Source organism: Gordonia spumicola, assembly GCF_009932475.1.
GTDB lineage: Bacteria > Actinomycetota > Actinomycetes > Mycobacteriales > Mycobacteriaceae > Gordonia > Gordonia spumicola.
Genome location: NZ_BJOV01000005.1, coordinates 1,279,937 through 1,301,813 on the forward strand (window position 1 = coordinate 1,279,937; position 21,877 = coordinate 1,301,813).

At 67.5% G+C, this 21,877-nt stretch carries 22 protein-coding genes; 9 read left to right on the forward strand and 13 right to left on the reverse strand.

Translation table 11 applies throughout. The annotated features are described in order from the left end of the window. Positions 1–27: 27 nt before the first annotated feature. Complete coding sequence (locus GYB83_RS17335) at positions 28–2,262, reverse strand: NADP-dependent isocitrate dehydrogenase (RefSeq protein WP_161896603.1); 2,235 nt, start codon at positions 2,260–2,262, stop codon at positions 28–30. A 353-nt stretch (positions 2,263–2,615) separates the two neighbouring features. On the opposite strand from GYB83_RS17335, the gene GYB83_RS17340 reads away from it, so the two are divergent. The 3 genes from GYB83_RS17340 to GYB83_RS17350 are packed head-to-tail and all read left to right on the forward strand — an operon-like array spanning position 2,616 to position 4,974. After that, positions 2,616–3,701 (forward strand): NADH:flavin oxidoreductase, encoded by a 1,086-nt coding sequence (locus GYB83_RS17340; RefSeq protein WP_161896604.1) that lies wholly within the window; start codon positions 2,616–2,618, stop codon positions 3,699–3,701. Then, positions 3,698–4,357: a DUF1345 domain-containing protein gene (locus GYB83_RS17345; RefSeq protein ID WP_161896605.1), complete on the forward strand. Its 660-nt coding sequence runs from the start codon at positions 3,698–3,700 to the stop codon at positions 4,355–4,357. Before GYB83_RS17340 ends, GYB83_RS17345 begins: the two co-directional genes overlap by 4 nt. Beyond that, positions 4,354–4,974, forward strand: coding sequence for a LysE family translocator (locus tag GYB83_RS17350; RefSeq protein ID WP_161896606.1), 621 nt, complete (start codon positions 4,354–4,356; stop codon positions 4,972–4,974). The genes GYB83_RS17345 and GYB83_RS17350 overlap by 4 nt, the downstream gene beginning before the upstream one ends. 36 nt (positions 4,975–5,010) lie before the next feature. Here GYB83_RS17350 and GYB83_RS17355 read toward each other — a convergent pair whose 3' ends face one another. Genes GYB83_RS17355 through GYB83_RS17375 form a run of 5 tightly spaced genes read right to left on the reverse strand, consistent with a single transcriptional unit; the run spans position 5,011 to position 10,102 of the window. Beyond that, positions 5,011–5,742 carry a MerR family transcriptional regulator gene (locus GYB83_RS17355; RefSeq protein ID WP_161896607.1) on the reverse strand — a complete coding sequence of 244 codons (732 nt, stop codon included), beginning with the start codon at positions 5,740–5,742 and terminating at the stop codon, positions 5,011–5,013. 9 nt (positions 5,743–5,751) lie between these two features. Continuing rightward, positions 5,752–7,248 carry a flavin-containing monooxygenase gene (locus tag GYB83_RS17360; RefSeq protein ID WP_161896608.1) on the reverse strand — a complete coding sequence of 499 codons (1,497 nt, stop codon included), beginning with the start codon at positions 7,246–7,248 and terminating at the stop codon, positions 5,752–5,754. A gap of 13 nt (positions 7,249–7,261) precedes the next feature. Further along, complete coding sequence (locus GYB83_RS17365; RefSeq protein WP_008376476.1) at positions 7,262–8,185, reverse strand: ferritin family protein; 924 nt, start codon at positions 8,183–8,185, stop codon at positions 7,262–7,264. A gap of 34 nt (positions 8,186–8,219) precedes the next feature. Then, a complete protein-coding gene (locus tag GYB83_RS17370; RefSeq protein ID WP_161896609.1) occupies positions 8,220–9,104 on the reverse strand; it encodes an SDR family NAD(P)-dependent oxidoreductase in 885 nt (294 codons plus the stop codon). Next, positions 9,104–10,102, reverse strand: coding sequence for an alpha/beta hydrolase (locus tag GYB83_RS17375; RefSeq protein ID WP_161896610.1), 999 nt, complete (start codon positions 10,100–10,102; stop codon positions 9,104–9,106). The genes GYB83_RS17370 and GYB83_RS17375 overlap by 1 nt, the downstream gene beginning before the upstream one ends. A 179-nt stretch (positions 10,103–10,281) precedes the next feature. On the opposite strand from GYB83_RS17375, the gene GYB83_RS17380 reads away from it, so the two are divergent. Genes GYB83_RS17380 through GYB83_RS17390 form a run of 3 tightly spaced genes read left to right on the forward strand, consistent with a single transcriptional unit; the run spans position 10,282 to position 12,871 of the window. After that, a complete protein-coding gene (locus GYB83_RS17380; protein WP_228461577.1) occupies positions 10,282–10,761 on the forward strand; it encodes a hypothetical protein in 480 nt (159 codons plus the stop codon). A 7-nt stretch (positions 10,762–10,768) separates the two neighbouring features. Next, on the forward strand, positions 10,769–12,046 hold the full coding sequence (locus tag GYB83_RS17385) for a flotillin family protein (RefSeq protein ID WP_161896612.1): 1,278 nt from the start codon (positions 10,769–10,771) through the stop codon (positions 12,044–12,046). A gap of 9 nt (positions 12,047–12,055) precedes the next feature. Next, the gene (locus GYB83_RS17390; RefSeq protein WP_161896613.1) at positions 12,056–12,871 is read left to right on the forward strand and encodes a hypothetical protein; all 816 of its coding nucleotides are present in this window, start codon (positions 12,056–12,058) and stop codon (positions 12,869–12,871) included. On the opposite strand, the gene GYB83_RS17395 is transcribed toward GYB83_RS17390, so the two are convergent. Beyond that, a complete protein-coding gene (locus tag GYB83_RS17395; protein ID WP_161896614.1) occupies positions 12,856–13,470 on the reverse strand; it encodes a pyridoxamine 5'-phosphate oxidase family protein in 615 nt (204 codons plus the stop codon). The two genes, GYB83_RS17390 and GYB83_RS17395, sit on opposite strands and share 16 nt — an antisense overlap. 15 nt (positions 13,471–13,485) lie before the next feature. On the opposite strand from GYB83_RS17395, the gene GYB83_RS17400 reads away from it, so the two are divergent. After that, positions 13,486–13,950 (forward strand): carboxymuconolactone decarboxylase family protein, encoded by a 465-nt coding sequence (locus GYB83_RS17400; RefSeq protein ID WP_161896615.1) that lies wholly within the window; start codon positions 13,486–13,488, stop codon positions 13,948–13,950. A gap of 19 nt (positions 13,951–13,969) precedes the next feature. Here GYB83_RS17400 and GYB83_RS17405 read toward each other — a convergent pair whose 3' ends face one another. From GYB83_RS17405 to GYB83_RS17420, 4 genes are read right to left on the reverse strand one after another with little or no spacing between them, the layout of a single operon-like run. Then, positions 13,970–14,302, reverse strand: a complete 333-nt coding sequence (locus GYB83_RS17405) for a GNAT family N-acetyltransferase (RefSeq protein ID WP_161896616.1) — start codon at positions 14,300–14,302, stop codon at positions 13,970–13,972. Next, on the reverse strand, positions 14,295–15,269 hold the full coding sequence (locus GYB83_RS17410; protein WP_186349800.1) for a pirin family protein: 975 nt from the start codon (positions 15,267–15,269) through the stop codon (positions 14,295–14,297). Before GYB83_RS17410 ends, GYB83_RS17405 begins: the two co-directional genes overlap by 8 nt. Before the next feature lie 28 nt (positions 15,270–15,297). Then, the gene (locus tag GYB83_RS17415) at positions 15,298–15,918 is read right to left on the reverse strand and encodes an LON peptidase substrate-binding domain-containing protein (protein WP_186349866.1); all 621 of its coding nucleotides are present in this window, start codon (positions 15,916–15,918) and stop codon (positions 15,298–15,300) included. A 5-nt stretch (positions 15,919–15,923) separates the two neighbouring features. After that, positions 15,924–16,616: a VOC family protein gene (locus tag GYB83_RS17420; protein WP_228461578.1), complete on the reverse strand. Its 693-nt coding sequence runs from the start codon at positions 16,614–16,616 to the stop codon at positions 15,924–15,926. Positions 16,617–16,721: 105 nt separating this feature from the next. Here GYB83_RS17420 and GYB83_RS17425 point away from each other — a divergent pair, with 105 nt between their 5' ends. Continuing rightward, entirely contained in the window at positions 16,722–18,422 is a 1,701-nt protein-coding gene (locus tag GYB83_RS17425; protein ID WP_228461580.1) for an alpha/beta hydrolase, read from the forward strand. Between the two features lie 45 nt (positions 18,423–18,467). Beyond that, positions 18,468–19,325 (forward strand): crotonase/enoyl-CoA hydratase family protein, encoded by an 858-nt coding sequence (locus GYB83_RS17430; RefSeq protein ID WP_161896618.1) that lies wholly within the window; start codon positions 18,468–18,470, stop codon positions 19,323–19,325. 80 nt (positions 19,326–19,405) lie between these two features. Here GYB83_RS17430 and GYB83_RS17435 read toward each other — a convergent pair whose 3' ends face one another. Beyond that, positions 19,406–19,861 carry a nitroreductase family deazaflavin-dependent oxidoreductase gene (locus GYB83_RS17435; RefSeq protein WP_161896619.1) on the reverse strand — a complete coding sequence of 152 codons (456 nt, stop codon included), beginning with the start codon at positions 19,859–19,861 and terminating at the stop codon, positions 19,406–19,408. Next, entirely contained in the window at positions 19,861–21,795 is a 1,935-nt protein-coding gene (htpG, locus tag GYB83_RS17440; protein ID WP_161896620.1) for a molecular chaperone HtpG, read from the reverse strand. Before htpG ends, GYB83_RS17435 begins: the two co-directional genes overlap by 1 nt. Positions 21,796–21,877 lie beyond the last annotated feature (82 nt).

Here is a 21,877-nt window from a genome sequence, read left to right on the forward strand (position 1 = left end):
CCGCTTTCGTGCGTGAGAGGTCGAGTGTCAGCCCTGAGCCGCGGCGAGCGCCGCGTTCAGCGTGGCGCTCGGGCGCATGGCCGCGTCGAGCTTGTCGAGATCGGCCTGGTAGTAGCCGCCGAGCTCCACGGGATCGCCCTGCACGGAACCGAGCTCGGCGACGATCGTCTCCTCCTGGGCCGCGAGGCTGTCGGCGAGCGGCGCGAAGTGGGCGGCGAGTTCCGCGTCGTCGGACTGCTCCGCCAGCGCCTGCGCCCAGTACAGGGCGAGGTAGAACTGGCTGCCACGGTTGTCGAGCTCACCGGTGGTGCGCGACGGCGACTTGCGGTTGTCGAGCAGCTTGCTCGTCGCGGCGTCGAGCGTCACACCGAGGATCGCGGCCTTCGGATTGTCGTTCTTGCGGCCGAGGTCGTCGAGGCTCGCGGCCAGTGCGAGGAACTCACCGAGCGAGTCCCACCGGAGGTGATTCTCTTCGACGAGCTGCTTCACGTGCTTCGGCGCCGAACCGCCCGCACCGGTCTCGTAGAGGCCGCCGCCCGCCATCAGCGGGACGATGGACAGCATCTTGGCGCTGGTGCCCAGCTCCAGGATCGGGAACAGGTCGGTCAGGTAGTCGCGGAGGATGTTGCCGGTCACCGAGATGGTGTCGAGGCCGCGCATCGCGCGCTCGAGCGTGTACCGCATGGCACGGACCTGCGACATGATCTGGATGTCGAGACCCTCGGTGTCGTGATCGGCCAGGTACTTCTTGACCAGAGTGATCAGGTTGTTCTCGTGCGGGCGGTACGGGTCCAGCCAGAACACCGCGGGCATTCCCGATGCGCGCGACCGGTCGACGGCCAGCTTCACCCAATCCTGGATCGGGGCGTCCTTGACGATGCACATGCGCCAGATGTCGCCCTGCTCGACGTTCTGCGACAGCAGCACCTCGCCGGTCGACGCGTCGACGATGTTGGCGACACCGCCTTCGGGGATCTCGAAGGTCTTGTCGTGCGAGCCGTACTCCTCGGCCTTCTGCGCCATCAGGCCGACGTTCGGCACGGTGCCCATCGTGGTGGGGTCGAATGCGCCGTTGGTCTTGCAGAAGTTGATGATCTCCTGGTAGATGCGGGCGAACGTCGACTCCGGCATCACCGCCTTGGTGTCCTTCTTGCGGCCGTCCGCGCCGTACATCTTGCCGCCGATGCGGATCATGGCCGGCATCGACGCATCGACGATGACGTCGCTCGGCGAGTGGAAGTTCGAGATGCCGCGGGCCGAGTCGACCATCGCCAGCTCAGGGCGGTGCTCGTGGCAGCGGTGGAGGTCTTCGACGATCTCCTCGCGCTTCGACGCGGGCAGGGTCTCGATCTTGTCGTACAGGTCGACCATGCCGTTGTTGACGTTGACGCCGAGTTCGTCGAACAGGTCGCCGTGCTTGGCGAACGCGTCCTTGTAGAACACCTTCACGCAGTGACCGAAGACGATCGGGTGCGAGACCTTCATCATCGTCGCCTTGACGTGCAGCGAGAACATGACGCCGGTCTCCTTGGCGTCGTTGAGCTGCTCTTCGTAGAACTCCAGCAGCGCCTTCTTGCTCATGAACATGCTGTCGATCACGTCGCCCTTGTCGAGCGGGACCGTCTTCATCAGGTGCGTCTCGCCGTCGGGGGTCACGACCTCCATGCGCGCCTCACACGCGTGGTCCATGATCATCGACTTCTCGCCCGCGTAGAAGTCGCCGTGGTGCATGTGCGCGACGTGCGACTGCGAGGCCATCGACCACTTGCCCATGCTGTGCGGGTTCTTGCGCGCGTACTCCTTGACGGCCTTCGGTGCGCGGCGGTCCGAGTTGCCTTCGCGCAGAACCGGGTTCACGGCGCTGCCGAGGCAGGCGGAGTAGCGGTCGCGGATCTCGACCTCGTCGGGCGTCTTGGGATCGTGCGGGTAGTCCGGCAGGTCGTAGCCGTGCTCGCGCAGTTCGGCGATCGCCGCGTTCAGCTGCGGGACGGACGCGCTGATGTTGGGGAGCTTGATGATGTTGGTGTCGGCGAACTGCGTGAGACGTCCGAGCTCGGCGAGGTTGTCCGGGACACGCTGGTCCTCGGTCAGTCGTTCGGGGAATGCCGCGAGAATGCGGGCGGCCACCGAGATGTCGCTGGTCTGGACGTCGATCCCGGCGGGTTCGGCGAACGTGCGGATGATCGGCAGGAACGCTGCGGTGGCGAGGCGAGGGGCCTCGTCGGTGAGCGTGTAGATGATCGTCTGCTTCTGGGAGGTCATAGGTCGCAGCCTCTTCTGATCGTCATCGTTCTTGTGGAACTTGTTGCTATCGCTGACATTGTCCCGCCGAACGTGACCCGGTGCGGGCTGTCCCCGGAATTGCGAGGCAGCCCACACGTCGATCGGCCACTGACCTGCCCTGCTTGCTGTATGCAGCAGGGCCTGCCGTCTGGTGGGACGTATTTCCTGCGAATCGACCGGCGTCAACCGGCGATCCGCCGCGCTCGGCGGAGTGGTTTTCCGTCTCCCGCTTCACTATTCATCCTACCTATGGGCGGCGGCGCACTCCGCGCGTGTCCCGGTGTGGCGCAGCCGATACTGTCGGGCGTAGATCAGCAGAGTCGAGGAGTCCCATGCCAACGCCGTCCCAATCGCTCACCCTCCGCCGCGGCCCGAGGTGGCGCAATCGTGTCGCATTGGCCCCGCTGACCAATCTGCAGAGCAATGCCGACGGCACGCTGACCGACGACGAACACGACTGGCTCGCGCGACGCGCAGACGGCGGCTTCGGCATGGTCATGACGTGTGCGGCATTCGTCGACGACGCGGGACACTCGTTCACCGGGCAGCTCGGGGCGTCCGACGACGCCCACCTCCCCGGACTCACTCGGCTCGCCGACAGCCTGCGCGCCGCGGGCGCGGCGTCGTCGGTGCAACTTCAGCACGGTGGACGCCGCGGCGACCGGGCGCTGACCTCGACACTCGTCGCCCCGTGGGACGACCCGAAGTACGGCGCACAGGCGTTGACCACCGACGGCGTCCAACAGGTGATCGCCGATTTCGCGGCGGCCGCGCGCCGGGTGGAACGTGCGGGCTTCGACGGCGTCGAGATCCACGGAGCCCACGGCTATCTCCTCGCGCAGTTCCTCGACGGCCGCAACAACGTGCGGACCGACAGGTACGGAGGCAGCGCGGACAACAGGTTCGCGATCATCCACGAGACGATCGCGGCCGTCCGGGCCGCGACCGGGGCCGACTTCCAGGTCGGCCTGAGACTGTCTCCCGAGAGGTACGGGATCGTGCTCGACGAGGCCCGCGAACTCGCCCGACAGGTGCTCGCCGACGGCGCCGTCGACTACCTGGACATGTCCATGTGGGACACGTTCAAGCATCCTCACGATCGCGAGTCCCACGACCGACCGCTGCTCGACTACTTCACCGAGATCCCCCGCGGCGACGTCCGCCTCGGGGTCGCGGGCAAGATCCTCAGTTCCGCTCAGGTGCACGAGTGCCTCGACCGCGGCGTCGACTTCGTCCTCGCCGGGACCGCAGGCATCCTGCACCACGACTTCCCGCGGCTCGTCGTCGACGACCTCGACTTCACGGCGACGCACCCGCAGCCCGCATCGCACTTCATCGCCGAATCCGTCGGACCCGCGTTCCTCGACTACCTCGCGACCAACTGGGACGACTTCGTGACCGCCGGCGACGCGACATGATGGTTCGAGCACGCGCCTCGGTCACGGCCGCCGTCGTCGCCGACCTGTCGATGGTCGGCCTGTCCGTCTACGCGCTCGCGTCGCGCGAGTTCGCCGCGCTCATCGCGTGGGAGGTCGGCGCGCTCGTCTACCTGCTCGGGACCGGCGTCGTCTTCCGTCACCGTGCGCGGCGCGGCACACGCGATCCGCGCACCGGTTTCCTGAACACCCTGTCGTGGGTGATGCCGATCGCGGCCAGCCTCGTCGGCGTGAACTCGGCGGTCATCGCGTTGCTCGGGCAGTCGTTCGCCGAACAGGCCAACGGCACCGCCACCGCCGCCGCGTTCGGGGTGGCGGGCATCGTCATGTCGTGGCTGCTGCTCCACATCGCGTTCGTCAACGTGTACATGACCCGGTACAGCGAGTCGACGGTCCGCTCGCTGACCTTCCCCGAACATCGCGACCCGGAATCCGGCAGGCCGCCACGCGAACCCGGGTACGCCGAATTCGTGTACTTCGCGTTCACCATCGGCACGACCTTCGCGACGTCGGACGTCGAGGTCCGCACCCGCCGGATGCGCTCGGCGGTGGTGACCCACAGCGTCTGGAGCTTCTTCTACAACGCGCTCGTCGTCGCCGTGGCGTTCCAGGTCCTGCAGCGCTTCGCGACTCTGTGAGCTGGTCGCTGTGGTGGGCGCTTCTCGGCGCGTGCCTGCTCATCAGCTTCACTCCGGGCGCGGGCGCCGTCAACACGATGACCAATGCGCTGAACGTCGGGTTCCGCCGATCGATCTGGGGGATCCTCGGCCAGCAGGCCGCATTGCTCATCCAACTGTTGATCGTCGCGGCGGGGTTGGGACTGGTCATCGCCCGGTCGCCGACGGCGTTCGACGTGATCCGCTACTGCGGCGCCGCGTATCTCGGCTACCTTGGCGTTCGGTTGATCCTCTCGCCTGGGCAGGACGGCGACCTCGACGTGACCGACCGGTCGGACGAGAGCGGCGTGTCGATGTTCGTCCGCGGCCTCTGGGTGAACCTGCTGAACCCGAAGGCGATCGTCTTCCTGCTCGCGTTCATCCCGGGTTTTGTCGCCGCCGACCGTGATCTGCCCACACAGTACGGCGTCATCGGCCTGACGATCGTCGCCGTCGACGTGACGGTCATGTGGCTGTTCTTCGCACTGCTCGGCCGCATGTTCGCGCGTGTCACCTCGTCGCCGCGATCCCGCCGCCGCCTCGACGTCCTCTTCGGCCTGCTCTTCATCGGCGTCGGCGTCATGCTCGCGCTCATGTGACGCTGCACGGCCGCACGCTTCGACACGCCACCTCGGCTACGGCATCTCGACAGTCGCCAGATAGTCCTTGACTTCGGCGTCACGCGCATCGTCGAGAGCCCGATCGAGGGCGGCGTAGGCGTTCGCCGTCGCCGACGACCTCATCGTCGCGAGGAGATCGGTCACCCACTCGACCTCATCGGGCGTCGACGGTATCCACCCCGGCCCCTCACGTCGGACGATCTCGTCCCGTGCCCCCGACATCAGCACGCGCACGGCGTCGGCGAGTCGGTCGGTGAACTCGTGGTGCACCACGATCAGCGTGCGCAACTCCATGCCGCGCGCAACGAGTCGCCCGAGGTTCCTCAGGATGTTGTCGTCGACGGCACGCACCCGCGACGACCCGTCGACGCGCGTGAGGATTCGCGCGTCGACGAGTGCGTCGAGGGTCTCGGCGTCGACCGGGCCGAGTGCACGCTCCAACTCGTCGTGCGTGATCTCGTCGGGCCGCCGCTGCGCCCACCGGAGGTCGAGCAGATCCGGAAGATCGAGCGCCTCCGCGACCATTGCACGGGGATTGGTGAGGAACGTCCCGATGTGCTTGAGCGTGAAGCCATTGCTCAACAGCCGGTTGATCGCCCGCAGATTCGCCAGGTGACGCTCGGTATAGATCGCAACGCGCCCGCGGCGCAGGGGCGCGGGCAGAAGCCCGCGCTCCTGGTAACCGCGGATGTTGCGCGTAGTGGTGCCGGATGCTCGCGCGAGGTCGTCGATCCGGTACTCGGTCATCGCACGAACCTACCCGGACATCACCGGAGTCGCGACGGCCGCCGCGTCGCTGTGCACCAGAATCCGGTAGTCCTGCAGGTCCACCTCACGGAGCTGATTCGCGTATTGAGTCGCGAAGCCGGGGAACATGGTCGCGTTGAAGCCGTCGTCGGTGAGATACCAGCTCTGGCACCCGGAGTTCCACGTCGTCGACTGGAGCCGACGTTGGATGTCCTCGTTGTACTCCGCCTGCACGTCGGCGCGGACGTCGAGTGCCTTCCACCCGTTCGCCTCGACCAGGCCGATCGACTCGGTCAGGTAGTCGATCTGCGCCTCCATGTAGACGAGCGCGGAGTTGTGTCCGGGACCCGAGTTCGGTCCGAACGTCACGTACAGGTTGGGGTAGCCCGACACGGCGACACTGCGGTACGCGTACGCGCCGCCGGACCACTCGTCGGCGAGGACTCGTCCGCCGATGCCGGTGATGGGGAACGGCGTGCCCTGCTTGCCGACCTCGAACCCTGTCGCGAAGACGATGCAATCGAATCGATGCTCGATGCCTTCGACGGTGCGGATGCCCTTCGGAGCGATCCGCGCGATCGGCCAGGTCACAAGCTTGCAGTTGTCTTGCTGGAGCGCCGGGTAGTAATCGCTTGTCATCAGCAGTCGCTTGCACCCCGCCGAGAAGTCCGGCGTCAGTTGACGACGCAACCACGGATCCTTGACGGTCAGCCGCAGGTTGAGCCGGCTGATCGCTTCGACGACGCGCGTGATCGGGCTGTCCCAGACCAGGCCGAGAGCCATCGACTCGTGTCCCCAGTACCAGGCCGACCGCGCGAGGCTCTGAGCACCGGGAACGTGACGGTAGATCGACTTCGCGAATTCACCCGTCTCGACGTCGATGCGCGGAAGCACCCAGCCCGCGGTGCGTTGGAACACCTTGACCGACCCGGCCTGTTTCACGAGGTGAGGAACGATCTGGACGGCGCTGGCACCGGTCCCGACGACGGCGACCTTCTTGCCCGCGAAGTCGTAGTCGTGGTCCCACCGCGCACTGTGTACGACGTGCCCTTCGTAGTCCTCCAGCCCCTTGATGTCGGGCAGTGACGGGTTCGCGAGCGGACCCGCGGCCATGATCACCGATCGTGCACGGACGGCGCGGCGGCGTCCGGCGAACCGGATCGTCCACTCGCCTGCCTTCTCGTCGTATTCGAGACCGGTGACCTCGTGACCGAACTTGATGTGCCGGGCGACATCGAAGTCGGCGACCATCGAGTCGATGTAGTCGAGGATCTCCGCGCTGCCCGAATAGGTGTGCGACCAGTCGGGGTTCTGCGCGAAACTGTACGAGTACAGGCGCGACGGGATGTCACATGCGGCACCAGGGTACGTGTTGTCTCGCCAGGTGCCGCCGACGCGTTCGCCTCGTTCGAAGACGACGACGTCGTCGATGCCCTTCTGTTTCAGGCGGATAGTGGCGCCGATGCCCGCGAACCCCGCGCCGATGACTGCAACTGCGATGCTCATGTCTCTGTCGTCCTCAGGCGGCCGGCTCGTAGGTGAGTTCCTGCGACCACGACGGTGTGCGGTGCACGAGGTCGAACGGGATGTACGACGTCACCTTGACAAGCGAATCGGCGACGAGGTGATAGGGAACGTTCTTCCGGTCGATCACCCAGCTGCCGTGCATCGCGACCACCTGGAACATAGGGAGCCGGCGCACGTACTCGGACCGCTCGCCGACCGCACGGTACTTCCGCATCGCACCGTAGAGCTTCTCCTCGTCGACGCCCATCGCCACGATGTTGTCGCGCATCTTGTTGAGCAGCGGCATGTAGCTGAGGAAGCCGACCATGAGCGACGGCTTCACCCAGCCGCCGACGAAGTCGGCTGTGCGCTTGCGGAGATCGGCATGGCCGAGGATCTCCATGACTTCGTAGTCGACGGCGAGGTGACGTGACTCGTCCGAGTTGATGTGACGGAACACCTCCTGGGCCACCGGGTCCTTGACCTCATCGGTGATGAACTTGATGAGCGCACCGTCGAGAGCCACCTCCAGCATCGGAATCACGGTGCCGAGGAACGACAGCGACATTCCGTCCGAGTACTTGTCCAGCCAGTTGATGATGAGCTGCACATTGACGTTCGGTGACGGGATCTCGTCGTTCTCGAGCATTCCCCACCGACGCATCAGGGCGAGCTCCGCGTTCGCGTGCTTCTGCTCCTCGGCGTGGAAGTGCTCGTAGATCGACTTCAAAGTCGGGGTCGGGGCCTTCTTCGCCATCGCGGCGAAACCGCGGGCGCCGACGTTCTCGATCCACATGAGGTCCGAGAGAAACGGCTTGAGCTTGGCGTGGAGCTCCGGCTCGATGAGTTCCGCGCCCGGCGCGTCCCAGTCGATGTCGGCGAGCGCCCACTGACGGTTCTTGATCATCGCAAGCATGCGATCGAGGTCCATTGCCATGATTCGTGTCCTTTGAAGTAGTGGTGACCGAGTGTCAGCGGTGATCGACGGGTTCGGATGCGTCGGTCTCGAGCGGCGCGATCCGGCCGAGGAGACCCGCGCCCCAGGTGTAGACGCCGGGGAGATGACGTTTCAGATGCCAGATGACGGTGGCATCCAACTGCGGAACCACGTAGAGACGGCCGAGATCGTTGGCGTCGAGGGTGGCGGACGCGACGCTCTCGGGTGAGACGCCGGTGAGTTCCATGAGCCGACCCGCGAGGCCCTGGCCGGCATCGGTGATCCGGCCGTCACGTGCGACATTGGTCTTGACGAACGTCGGGCACAGGACGGTGACGTTCACCCCGCTGCCGCTCATCTCGGCTGCGAGGGTCTCCGACAGCGACATGACGCCGGCCTTGCCGACGTTGTACGGCCCCATCGCGGGGGCCGCGGCGAATCCCGCCGCCGACGCGACGTTGATGATGCCGCCGTGTCCGGTGCCGCGCAGCATCGGAGCGAACGTCTCGCACCCGTGGATCACGCCCCACAGGTTGATCCCGAGTGCCCAATTCCAGTCGTCCATGCCGACCGCGCCGACGGCTTTGCCGCCGATCCCGACGCCCGCATTGTTGACGACGAGGGTGGGCGGCCCGTCGAACTCCCTGACGGCGAGGTCGGCGAGCTTCGCCACGTCATCGCGAATCGACACGTCGCAGACCGCGGCGACGGCCCGGCCACCGCTGCCGGTGATCGCCCGGACGGTGTCGTCCGCGCGCGATCCGTCGATGTCGGCGCACACCACGTGCCCACCCCGACGCGCGAGTTCGAGCGCGAACGCGCGCCCGATCCCACTGCCCGCGCCGGTGACGACCGCCTTCGCGTCGTGGCTGCGCCGGTTGCGCACCAGGGTGGACAGGACCGAGTCGATGCCGAACATCAGGCGACTCCTTCGTTCTCATTGGGGATGGCTGTGCTGGTGGCAAGCGCGTCGGCGACGAAGTCGCGAATCCGCAGGAGGGCGGCGTCGGCGTCGGGGGTCAGTCGGGGCAGCGCCTGGAATACGTGCATCTGGCCCGGCCACACTTCGAGGTCGGCGCGGCCGCCGTACGCGCTCACCTGACTGGCGAAATGCCGCGAGTCGGCCGACAGCATCTCCGCTCCGCCGGCCTGGATCAGCATCGGCGGGGCGTCGGCCGCGGCGTGGTAGTCGAGGGCGAGCCTGCGGTCGGACAGGTCGGCGTCGCGTGTGTAGAGATCGACCAGGCGTCGTGCGGCGGCGGCGGTGATCATCGGGTCGCGCCGACGGCGTTCCTGCTGTGCGGACAATCCGAATGTCAGGTCGACGACCGGCGACAGCAGGACCGCGGCGGCAGGCCCCGGCTCACCGTCGGCGGCCCTGTTGAGCACAAACGCTCCGGTCAAATGCCCACCCGCGGAATCGCCCGCGACGATCAGGTTCTCCGGTTCGTATCCGCGGTCGAGCATCCACTGCCAGGCGGCGTCGACATCGTCGGCGGCTGCCGGGAATCGATGCTCGGGCGCGAGGCGGTAGTCGGGCACGAAACACGGCAGGCCGAGCACGGCCGAGAGTCGGGCGACGAAGCTGCGGTGCGTGCCCGGCGAGCACATCATGTAGGCGCTGCCGTGGAGGTAGAGGACCGCGGTTTCGCTGCGGCGGTCGACGCCGGCCCCGTACACCCATTCGCCCACCACGCCGCCGTCCCGAACCTGGACCACGGAGGCTCCCCTGGGCATCCGACCGGCGGCACCCATGAGCGCGGCGATCAGGCCGCGCGACACGGCGACACCCGCCGTGCTGGTTCCGATGAATCCGGTCACGGAGCCGACGCCGACTCGAGTGATCAGTGCGTTCAGTCGGGTACGTGCCGCCGCTCTAGCGGGCACCCGTGGCGCGGGCGCGGTGAGTTCAACCATTTTTCGATGACACCACCAACAGTGCCATTTGTCAATGGCACTATTAGCGATGTCAACGGTGTCGTTCGTGCGGACGGCTCCGAACGTCCGATGTGCGAGAATGAGGTCACGCGAAACACCTAGCGGATTGGGGTGCCGTGCTCGGAATCGTCTTACTCGCAATAGGTCTCGTCGGCTTAGTGCTCACATTGCTCTCGCTCATCGGATTCGAGTTCGCGCAGGTCGACGTTCACGTGGGCGATTCCGGCGCGGGACTGCTGTCCGTCGTGACACCGTTCCTCACCGGCTTCGGACTCCTCGCGGGCGGCCTGCTCACTTTCGGTCACACATCGACGCTGATCGCGCTCGCCGCGGGAATCGCCACCGGCGTCGTCCTGTCGGGCGTCGCACTGCTCATCCTCGGTTACCTCGTCGACTCGGAGGAAGAGCTGCCCTCGTTCGACCTGATCGGCTCCACCGTCCGGATCGTCGAACCGGTGTCCGACGGCCGACTCGGCACCGCCGAGGTGTCGACGCCACTCGGCACCAGGCAGATCACCGTGCGGTCGACCGAACAGCTGCCCCACAACGCACGCGCCGTCGTCCTGGAGAAGGCGGACGGCCGCGAGGTCTTCATCGTCTCGCCGATAACGTTCGGCGACCATCCGGAAGGGAATTGATACACCCATGACCACCGTCATCTGGGCTGTCGCAGCCGTCGTGGTGTTGCTCGTCCTCGTCGTCCTACTGCTCCTGTCCCGCTACCGGGTGCCGGGGGCCGAAGAGGCGTTCATCGTCACCGGCACCGGCAAGGGCCATCAAGGCAAGGTGTACCGGGGCACCGGAACGTTCGTGCTGCCGGTCGTGCAGCGTGCGACGCGGGTGCAGCTCTCGTCGATCAAGGCCGACCTCGACACGTCGACCCCCGCCAACGACGGCATCGAACTCAAGGTCCGCGGCGTCGCCGTCGTCAAGGTCGGCGACACGCCCGAGGACATCCTGAAGGCCGGTCCCCGCTTCGGCGACGACCTCGAACGCGTCAAGGCGCTGGTGACCGAGCAGCTGTCCGGCGAACTCCGGTCGATCGTCGGCACCATGACCGCGAAGAGCATTCTCGTCGACCGCCAGCAGCTCGTCGACCAGGTCGCTCAGTCGATCAAGGAGATCCTCGGCAACCAGGGTCTGCTGCTCGACAGCTTCTCCATCAACGACGTCCAGGACTCCGACGGCCAGTACTTCAGCGACCTCGCGGCCAAGGAGCGTTCGGATCAGGCTGCGATCGCCGCACAGTCGCGCGCCGAGGCGCACCGCGTCGCCGAGCAGAGCCGGATCAAGAACGAGCAGGCGATCATCGAGCAGCAGCGCGAGCTCGACATCCAGCGCGAAGCCGCACGTCAAGCCACCGACCGCGCCGCGGCCGAGGCCGACTCTGTGCGTCCGCTCGTCGAGGCCGAACGCCGCCGGATCCAGGTGGAGAAGGACAACGAGGTGGCCGAGCAGTCGGCTCGCCTGCGCGACACTCAGCTCGACGCCGAGGTGCGTCGTCCCGCCGAGGCCGAGCTGTATGCGGCCCAGCAGCGCGCGGAGGCACGCAAAGCGGAGATCACCGCGGAGGCCGAGGCCAAGGCGGCGGGCATCCGCATCACCGGCGAGGCCGAAGCCGAGGCTCTCGAGAAGCGCGCCGACGCCCTCGGCAAGCTCGACAAGGTCGGCCAGCTCGAACTCGTCCTGTCCAAGTTGCCCGACATCGTCCGCGCGGCGTCGGAGCCGTTGGCCGACTCGAACATCACGCTCGTCGGCGATTCGGTGAGCCCACTGACGCGCAGCGCGGGCGCCGGTGTGGCGAGCACGCTCGAGGTGATCCGTTCCACCACCGGTATCGACGTGGCCGGAATGCTCGCCGACCTCGGCGCATCCGGGACGTCCGCCGCCGACACGGCCGCGCACGACACCATCACCGGCTAACGTCACGATGTGACCAGACACCGCCGCACACGCAGACTCTCCATCGCACTCGTCATAGGAGGCCTCGCTGCGGCGGTGTTCTCACCTCCCGCACACGCGGACTGGTCCCGGCCGTCGGTGTCGGACCACTTCACCCCGATCTACAACGAGGGTCTCGCGACCGACAGACACGGCTTCCTCCATCCGCGCGGATGGCTGTCGATCCGACCGGAGCTGGCCGCGCAAGGCTGGACGCACATCGGCGACCAGGACATCCACGGCGGATACACCTACGACGTGTACGAGGACCTCGACGCCGGACGCAAACTGTTCACGATCACGTCGCCGACCGGACGTTTCACCCGCTACGACCATGTGCTCGAACCGGGCGAACGGGCGAACAACTCGTTCGTCACCGTCGACCCGACGGGCGAGCACCTCGTCAACGGCGAGTGGTTCGTGATGAAACGCCTGCTCGTCTTCGACAACCCGAAGGGCGAGCCGTCGGGCTCGACCATCCCGATCGCGGGTGAGATCCGCCTCGACAAGCCGCTGGAGAACGTCCAGAGCTGCGACTTCGTCACCGCCGAGCGGCTCGCCTGCGCCGTCGACGAACCGGTGAACCGCGTGGTGTCGGTGACGCTGTCGGCTCCGGTCGGATCGGCGAAGGTCGTCGACGCCACGGTCACTCCCGAGTTCGACCTCCCCAAGCGCAGCGTGTGCACGGGAACCTACGAGTCCGAGGGCATCGACTACGACACTCGTCGACGAGTGCTGAGCGTCGCGATGATCAACCCGAGCCCGTGCTTCGTCGGGACGAAGGTGTTCCGCTACCGCGCCAAGTGACGCACCGACTCCGGGATCACGGTCCCGGTGTCGGTGATCGGCTCGTCGTACACGGTCCGCATCGGGACCACACCCGTCCACCCGTCCGTCTCGACGCCCGCGCCGCCGCTTCTCGACTTCGCGATCCACTTGCCGTCGACGATCGGGAGGCGGAGCGCGATCGTCGCGGCGACCTCCTTCTTCGTGATCGGCGCCGTCTCCGCCGACCGCCCGGGGATGATCCTGTCGGTCAACGCGGTGAGCGCGGCCGTCGGATCGTCGACGGTCTCGAGCACACCCCGGACGACGACGGCGCGATAGTTCACCGAGTGGTCGAACAACGTGTCGGAGACGACGAGCCCGTCGACGGTGAACGCCGTCAGCGTGACCGCGGCCCCGGCCGCGACGTGCCGGAGCATCCCGGCGCCCGTCGACCCGTGGACGATGACGTCGTCACCGACCCGCGCGAACACCAGCGGCACCGACCACGGCCACCCGTCGACGACCGTCGACAGGGTCGCGACCAACGCCTCGTCGAGGACTTCGTCGAGCAGGGCCCGGTCGCCGCCGCGGCCGGGGTATCGCGTCAGACTGTGCAGCGCAGAGGGTTCGGCGTTCATGTGTACGTTTGTGCCATGCCGACTCCCCGCGTGTCCATCGATAAACAGTCTCCGGCCGTCTACAAGCAACTCGTCGCCGTCTCGGCCGCCGCGAAGCAGGCCGCGGAGGACGCTGGACTCGACCGTCGGCTGGTGGAGTTGGTCAACGTGCGTTGCTCGCAGATCAACGGCTGCGCATTCTGCCTGAGCCTGCACCACGAGGCGGCCGTCGTCGCGGGCGTCACCGAGCAGCAGATCGCCGTCCTGCCTGCGTGGCGCGAGGCTCCCCTGCTCTTCGACGATCAGCAGCGCGCCGCTCTCGACCTCGCCGAATCGGCCACCGAACTCCCGTCCACCGAGGACGCCGACTGCGCCTACGAACGCGCGGCCGACATCCTCGACGCGGCGCAGATCTCGGCGGTCACGTGGGTGGCCGTGGCGATCAACGCATTCAATCGCGTCTCCATCATGAGTCGCTTCAACGTCCACCCGCGAGAGTGAGAGACACTCCCGCGACGGCTCAGCGCGACGTGAGGAAGTCGAGCACGTCCGGGGTCACGGGATCGACGATGTCGGCGACCTCGTCGTGCTTGGAGACGTAGTGGGCGACGAGCGGACACACCGGGACCACGCGGAGCCCCGCCGTGCGGGTGTCTGCCAGCGCGTCACGGACGAGGATCGAGCTGAGGCCGCGGCCGGCGAACCTGTCGTCGAGTTCGGTGTGGGAGAAGATCCGCTGCGGTCCACGATCGACGAACAGCGTGAACCCGGCGAGTTCGCCGTCGACGGTGATCTCGTAGCGACCCGCCTCGTCGTTGCGGGCGACGGCGATCTGTCCGGTGGTCTCACTCATGTCCTGGCCTCTTTCTCGGCTTGAGCCTGCTTGTCGGCAGCGGCGGCGCGGGGATCCGATCCGCGGGGTCCCAGCCCTCCACCCGTCCGAAACGCTCGGCGGCGCTCTCCCATTCCATCCGGTACTCGACGATCTCGTCGTGTGTGCGGCCGACGAAGTTCCACCACATGATCACGTCCTCGTCGAACGGCCGGCCGCCGAGCAGGATCACGCGCGCCTGAGAGTCGGTCGGGTTGGTCAACCGGATGGCCGTGGCGCCCGGACCGACATACGCGAGACTGCCGCGACCGATCTCGACGCCGTCGACGAGGAGCCGGTCGGTGTCCAGGAGCACTCCGTGCTCGAACGCCTCGTCCACGGCCGGCGCGATCTCCGAGCGGGGATCGAGGACGATCTCCGCGCCGAGCAGAGGGGTGGCCGTCACGATCGGCGACGACGAGCCGGCGATCTCGCCGATGAACACGCGGACGGTGCCCGCGCCGCCGAGCTGCACCTGTTCCGGGACATGATGCTGGAAGCCGTGCGGGTCGTCGCGGACGGCGTCGGGCAGGGCCACCCACAGTTGCACACCGTGGAGGACGTCCGTCGCATCGGTCGACATCTCGGAGTGGCTGATCCCGTGGCCCGCCGACATCAGGTTGATCTCGCCGGGCAGGACCATCGCCTGCACGCCCGCGCTGTCACGGTGCTCGATCTCGCCGTCGAACAGCCAGCTGACCGTCTGCAGTCCGGTGTGGGGATGCGGGTGAACCCGCATGCCGCCGCTGCTCGACACCGGTTCCGGGCCGTAGTGGTCGGCGAAGCACCACGCGCCGACCATGGACCGGTCGCGAGTCGGGAGCGTGCGGTTGACGGTCATCGCCCGCAGGCCGCCGAGCGGGACCTCGCGGGGTGTCACCACCTCCACGCCCTCGGACGGGGTGCCGGAACAGTCGATCGCGTGCGGGTCGTCCTCGAGATTGCTCACGGGTTCGACTGTAGGCGCGCCGGAGCGTTCACGCCTGAAGACGGAATCTCAGCGCCGCGATCAGATCGTCGACGGCCGACACGAGGACGTCGACGCGCGCGGCCGGGTCAGGCGCCGCGAGCGCCTTGCGCCGGTCGGCCGCGCCGAGCGGCAAGTCGGACGCCGCGCGCCACGACGCCTCTTCGCGGTCGGGTCCGGCGTAGTCGACGGGTTCGGCGAGTTGCGAAGCGATCCACCGCAGCTGCTGGTCTCGCCGTCCGCCCTGACCGCAGAGCAGTTGGAGTTGGGCGCGTTTGCCGAGGAGCGACGGCCAGTCGGGGTCGCCCCCGGGCTCGTCGGGCAGTTCCCGGGTCACCGCACGTGGGTACGGGTCGTCGGTGAGCCAGTGGTCGACGACGATCCGCCTGGTGCCCATGCAGTTCACCGAGTACCGACCGTGGCCGGTCTCTGCCCACGCCTGAACGTGTGCGAGGGTCCCGACCGAGTCGCGGTCGTCCCCGCCGCCGACCTCCGATCCTCGTTCGATCAGCACGACCCCGAAGGTGCGGTCACCCGCGAGCAGCTCGTCGAACATGGCGGCGTAGCGCGGTTCGAAGATCCGGAGCGGCAGCGTCTCCCCGGGCAGGAGCACCGAGCCCAGCGGGAACATCGGCGTCACGATCGCGGTGTCTGTTCGATCAGCAGGGTCGGGGTTCCGAGCGCGCGATCGCGGACGGTGCAGACCCTCGTCCCGGGTTTGCGACCGACGCGGACCTCGCTCACGTCGAGGCCCGCATCCGCGAGTCGCGCGCGCTCGTCGTCGATGTCGTCGATCAGCCAGGCGAGCCCGCCGAACCGGTCCCGGTCGGCCATGCTCGGGCCGGCCACGACTTCGACGATCACGGTCGACGTGCGGAAGAACAGTTGCGCGACGCCCTCCGCGATGGTCCGGTCGAGCCGGAAGTCGAGCCCGAGACGTCCCGCGTACAGCGCGACTGCCGCGTCCACGTCGTGGTGATACATGACGACATGGTCGATCCGCGGTCCGTGGCCGCTCCCGCCGCGGGACGCCACGCCGATGGGCGCGACGTGTTCGAACGCATACGACGAGTCGTCGCGGTACACGGACGTCAGTCCGCGTCGGCCCAGCAGTCGGATGCTCTCGGACAGATCCGCGACGGTGAAGTCGACGGCCTGGTCGGCGTCCCCGGGCAGCAACTCCACCCGCCCGTTCCCGACCAGCCACACCCCCGTCTCGACCGGTTCGCCGAGCAGGACGCGGTAGGCGTCGGACGATGCGGACAGGTCGACGACCGGCACTCCGAGGACGATGTCGGACGCGGCGATCGGATCAGACGAAATGCTCACGGCGACAATCGTTGCACAACAGCGCCAACGTCGAGGTGCAGTGTGCGCCGACGTCGTACCCTGCGTGTATCTTGTGATCCTCACAATCGAGTACGAGGAGGCGACGTGGACACCGACGACGCAACGGAACCGACCACCGACACGCCTCGCGGCGGGCGTCTCCTCGCGGCGGCGCGGGGGTACGGGCGGCGCCTGTCGTTCACGGGCGCGGTGATCGCGACGTTGTTCCTGTGGTTGTCGGCGACGCCGTCCCTGCTCCCCCGCGGTCCCCTGTTCCAGGGCGCCGTAAGCGCGGGAGCAGCGGGTATCGGATACATGCTCGGCGCGTTCGTCGCGTGGCTGGCCCGCTACATGCTCTCGCGGGACGAGGCGTGGCGCCGCCCCGGCCGCACCTGGTGGATCGGCCTCGGCGTCGTCTTCGTGATCGGCACCGTCACGATGATGTTCTGGTTCCACCGCTGGCAGGACGAGATCCGCGACCTGATGGGCGTCGAACGTCTGACGTGGACGGCGTACCCGACCGTGGTGATCGTCGCGGTGATCGTGTTCGCGATCCTGGTCGGCATCGGCCAGGCCGTCGGCTGGGGTACCCGCACCCTGTTCCGCATGCTGAACCGCAAGGTCCCGCCGCGCATCTCCGCGGTGGCGACAGGGCTCGTCGTCGTCGTGTTGGCGGTGCTCGTGTTCAACGGCGTCGTCGCTAACTACGGCATGAGCGCGTTGAACTCGACGTTCGCCGCGGTCAACGACGAGACGAACCCCGACACCGAGCCGCCGACCTCCACGCTGCGTTCCGGCGGCCCGCAGTCGCTGGTCAGCTGGGACAGCCTGGGCCGGATGGGGCGGACGTTCGTGTCGAGCGGGCCAACCGTGGAGCAGCTGACCGAGTTCAACAAGCGGCCCGCGACGGAGCCGATCCGCGTGTACGCCGGATTGAAGTCGGCGGACTCCATCGAGGCCAGCGCCGAACTCGCCGCGCGCGAATTGGAGCGGACCGGCGGATTCAAGCGCAAGCTGATCGCCGTGGCGTCGACCACCGGCACCGGCTGGATCAACCAGGCGAACACCGACTCGCTCGAGTACATGTACAACGGCGACACCGCCGTCGTGTCCATGCAGTATTCGACGCTGCCGAGCTGGCTGTCGTTCCTCGTCGACCAGGAACGCGCCCGACAGGCCGGTCGGGCGCTGTTCGAAGCCGTCGACCGGCGGCTCCGGCGCATCCCGGAGGCTCAGCGCCCGAAGATCGTCGTGTACGGCGAGAGCCTCGGCTCGTTCGCCGCCGAGGCCCCGTTCGGTTCCATCCCGACCCTCGCGGCCCGCACCGACGGCGCGCTGTTCACCGGTCCCACGTTCAGCAACGACCTGTGGCGCGAGACGACCGATCATCGCGACTCCGGCTCGCCGGAGTGGCTGCCGATCTACGAGGACGGCGACCAGGTCCGATTCATCGCCGACGCCGACGACATGTCGCGCCCGGTCGGCAAGGTGTGGGACACCGGACGCATCGTCTACCTGCAGCATCCGTCCGACCCGATCACCTGGTTCTCCCCCGACCTGATCCTGAACAAGCCGGACTGGCTGGAGGAGAAGCGGGGCCGCGACGTGCTGAGTTCGACGGTGTGGATCCCGTTCGTCACGTTCCTCCAGGTGTCGGCCGACATGGCCGTGTCGGTGAACGTCCCCGACGGCCACGGTCACACCTTCCTCGCCGCGATCCCGAAGGCATGGGCGAAGATCCTCGAACCGCCGGGCTGGACGCCCGAGGACACCCAACGCCTACTCCCCCTCCTCACCCGCGGCTAACCCCGGCCCGTCGAGCGCAGTCGAGACGGCGGTAGCCTTCCACCCATGAGCGAGAACACGACTCCGGAATACCGCGACAGCGACAAGTACGAGGCGTTCGACGTGACCGTCGCCGATCACGTCGCCGAGGTGACGTTGATCGGCCCCGGCAAGGGCAACGCGATGGGCCCGGCGTTCTGGGCGGAGCTGGTTCCGTTGTTCACCGGCTTCGACGCCGATCCCGATGTGCGGGCGGTCGTGCTCACCGGTTCGGGTAAGAACTTCTCGTTCGGTCTCGACCTTCCGGCGATGGCGGGCGACTTCGGTCCCGTCCTCGGCGGCGACGGCAAGGCGGCGAAGGCCCGCACCGATTTCCACAACATGATCGGCCGCATGCAGGCGGGCATCAACGCCGTCGCCGACTGCCGCAAGCCGGTGATCGCAGCGGTTCAGGGCTGGTGCATCGGCGGCGGCGTCGATCTGATCACCGCCGCGGACATCCGGATCGCGAGCGCGGACGCCAAGTTCAGCGTTCGTGAGGTCCGGGTCGCGATCGTCGCCGACATGGGTTCGCTCGCCCGTCTCCCACTGATCGTCGGCGACGGCCACACCCGCGATCTCGCTCTCACGGGCAAGGACATCGACGCCGCGCGTGCCGAGAAGATCGGCCTCGTGACCGACGTCTTCGACACGCAGGAGGCACTGCTCGACGCGGCGCGCGCCAAGGCCGCCGAGATCGCCGAACTCCCGCCGCTCGTCGTCCAGGGCACGATGAACGTCCTGGACCACTCGCGCCGCGCCCGCGTCGACGAGTCGCTGCGCTACGTCGCGACGTGGAACGCGGCCTTCCTTCCCAGCAACGACCTCGGCGAAGCCATCGCCTCCGTGTTCGAGAAGCGTCCCCCGCAGTTCAAGGGCGAATAGGCCCTTCGCGCATACGCCTCGATTCCCGCTCACGGACTGTTCGTGGGCGGGAATCAACGCTCAGGGCGGGAATCGCCCGATCAGGCAGGCGTCAGCCGGAACACCGGGATGACGCGGTCGGTGCGCTGTTCGTAGAGAGTGAAGTTGGGCCACACGCTCAACAGGCACTGCCAGGCTTCGTCGCGGGCGTCGCCGGACAGTTCCTGTGCGTCCATACGACGCCCTCCGACGGTGGCCTCGCCGGCCGCACGCAGGTTGAACACCCACGCCGGACTCTTCGGGCCGCCGAAGTACGAGCCCGCGACGATCCAGTCGTCGCCGTCGGGCGCGGCGAGCACCGTCGTCGTCCGCGGCTCGCCGCTCTTGCGGCCGACGACGGTGAACGTGACGCTCGGCAGGCTCGCGATCCACAGCAGATCGATCCGGCCCCGACTGAGCCGCTGGATCAGGCCGTCGATCTTGACGATCTTCGGCAGATACGGCGGAAGCCACGACCACGATCCGATCCAGATCGCGGCCCGCGTGATGAGCGTCATCAGGCGAGCGAGTCCGCGACCTGCTGCGCGATCAACTTCGCTACCGCTGCGGGGTCCGCGAGCTCGCCGCCCTCGGCGAGGACGGCCGCCGCGAACACCAGCGACGCCGCCGGAGCGAGCGCGGCGTGGTCGTCCGACGCCGTGAACCGCTCGTTCAAACGCTCGACGAGTGCGTGAGTCGGGTTCAGCTCCAGGATCCGCTTGCTGCGCGGAACCTCCTGGCCCGACGCCCGGTACAGCTTCTCCAACTGCGGAGTCATCGAGAACTCGTCACCGACGAGGCAGGCGGCCGAATCGGTGAGACGCGACGTGAGACGCACCTGCGTGACGTCGTCGGCGAGCGCCTCGCCCATCCAGGCCAACAGCGGGGCGAACGCCTCGTCGCGTTCGCTGTCGGCCTCGTCGTCCGAGCCGTCCAGATCGACGACGCCCTTGGCGATCGACACGAACTTCTTGCCGTCGAACTCCGGCACCGTGCCGACCCACACCTCGTCGACCGGGTCGGACAGAACGAGCACCTCGATGCCCTTGGCGGCGAACGCCTCCAGGTGCGGGCTGCCGACGATCTGCGCACGCGACTCGCCGGTCATGTAGTAGATGACGTCCTGGTCGTCGGCCATGCGCGTCAGGTAGTCGGCCAGACGCGTCGGCTCGGTCTCGCTGTGGGTCGACGCGAACATCGACGCCTTCAGGATGGCCTGAGCGTTGTCGGCGTCGTTGACGAGGCCTTCCTTGAAGACGCGGCCGAAGTTCTCCCAGAACGTGCGGTAGTCGTCGGGACGCTTGTCGGCGATCTCCTGGACCGTCGAGATCACCTTCTTGACAAGACGGCGGCGGATCGCGCGGATCTGCCGGTCCTGTTGCAGGATCTCCCGCGACACGTTGAGTGAGAGATCGGCGGCGTCGACGACGCCCTGCACCCAGCGCAGGTACTCGGGCATCAACTCGGTCGCGTCGTCCATGATGAAGACGCGCTTCACGTACAGGTGGATTCCGCTCGCGCGTTCGCGCATGAACAGGTCGAACGGCGCCTGGGTCGGGATGAACAGCAGCGCCTGGTACTCGAACGTGCCCTCGGCGTGGAGCGAGATGGTCTCCAGCGGCTCGTCCCAGGCGTGCGAGACGTGACGGTAGAAGTCCGCGTACTCCTCGGGCGTCACCTCGTCCTTCGACTTGGACCACAGCGCCTTCTGCGAGTTCAGCGTCTCGTCGACCGGCCCGACGGGCTCGACGGCTTCTTCGCCCTCGGCGGGTTCCACCGGTTCGGGCGCCTCGCCGAGCATCCGGATCGGCCACGCGATGAAGTCGGAGTACTTCTTCACCAGACCGCGCAGGACGAACCGGTCCGCGTAGTCGTGGACGGCGTCGTCCTCGTCGACCGCGGTCAACGCGAGGGTGATCGAGGTTCCCTGAGGCGCGTCCGCGACGTCGTCGATCGTGTACGTGCCGTCGCCGGTGGACGTCCACCGCGTGCCCACCGACTCGCCCGCCTTACGGGTGACGAGCGTCACCTCGGAGGCGACCATGAACGTCGAGTAGAAGCCGACGCCGAACTGTCCGATGAGTTCCTCGGACACAGCCGTGTCGGCCCCGTCCGCACGCGACTCGGCCAGCTTGCGGCGCAGCTCCGCGGTGCCCGACTTCGCGATGGTGCCGATCAGGCCGATCACCTCGTCGCGCGACATTCCGATGCCGTTGTCGACGACGGTCAGCGTCCGCGCGCCGGCGTCGGGAATCAAGCGAATATGCAGGTCGGAGATGTCCGCGTCGAGGTCCTTGTCGGTCAGGCCCGCGAGTCGCAACTTGTCGAGCGCATCCGACGCGTTCGACACCAACTCCCGCAGAAAGCTGTCCTTGTTGGAATAGATCGAATGGACCATCAGGTCGAGCAGTTGGCGAGCCTCCGCCTGGAACTCGTGCACCTGTGACGTCAACGGAATACTCCTCTCTCGCCCCACCGCGGGGCTGAAACGGCCGATCGGCACAGAACAGCTTACTGACTCCTCGACGCGTACT